Here is a 633-nt window from a genome sequence, read left to right on the forward strand (position 1 = left end):
CGGTGTTTGTCCCGTCCTTCATCGGCTCCTAGTGCCAAGGCATCCACCGTGCGCCCTTTCTAACTTAACCAGTGAAAAGAGCTTCACGTTCCTTTCTTCTTACCTGTTATCTAGTTTTCAAAGAACCATCGCTGATTTCGTTTGGTGGAGCCTATCGGGATCGAACCGATGACCTCCTGCGTGCAAAGCAGGCGCTCTCCCAGCTGAGCTAAGGCCCCATTCAATAAATATAGAGGATGGGCCTAAGTGGACTTGAACCACCGACCTCACGCTTATCAGGCGTGCGCTCTAACCAGCTGAGCTATAGGCCCATATTTTCACATTTAAAACCAAAAGAGAGATATTCTCTCAAAACTGAACATGGCGACTGCCACGAATTCACTTCCCTGCTGCCATGCGCCGAGAAATTCAGCTTCTCTGAACTCGCTTGCAGACGCAGGCGCAAAACGAAGGATGTAGAGAGAAATGTTCTCTCAAAACCGAACAAAACGAAAGCGTTCTTACTATCTAGCTTCGGCTGAACAGTCGCCTCCGCTTTTCATCCTTAGAAAGGAGGTGATCCAGCCGCACCTTCCGATACGGCTACCTTGTTACGACTTCACCCCAATCATCTGCCCCACCTTCGGCGGCTGG

2 tRNA genes and 1 rRNA gene are annotated in these 633 nt (G+C 50.2%); all 3 read right to left on the minus strand.

The features are described 5' to 3' along the window. Positions 1-142: 142 nt before the first annotated feature. Positions 143-218: transfer RNA gene (locus AT864_RS13640), tRNA-Ala, on the minus strand. Positions 219-237: 19 nt separating this feature from the next. Beyond that, positions 238-311 (minus strand) — tRNA-Ile (locus AT864_RS13645). A gap of 237 nt (positions 312-548) precedes the next feature. Continuing rightward, positions 549-633: ribosomal RNA gene (locus AT864_RS13650) — 16S ribosomal RNA — on the minus strand; the annotation flags it as partial.

This window comes from Anoxybacillus sp. P3H1B, assembly GCF_001560855.1.
Lineage (GTDB): Bacteria > Bacillota > Bacilli > Bacillales > Anoxybacillaceae > Anoxybacteroides > Anoxybacteroides rupiense.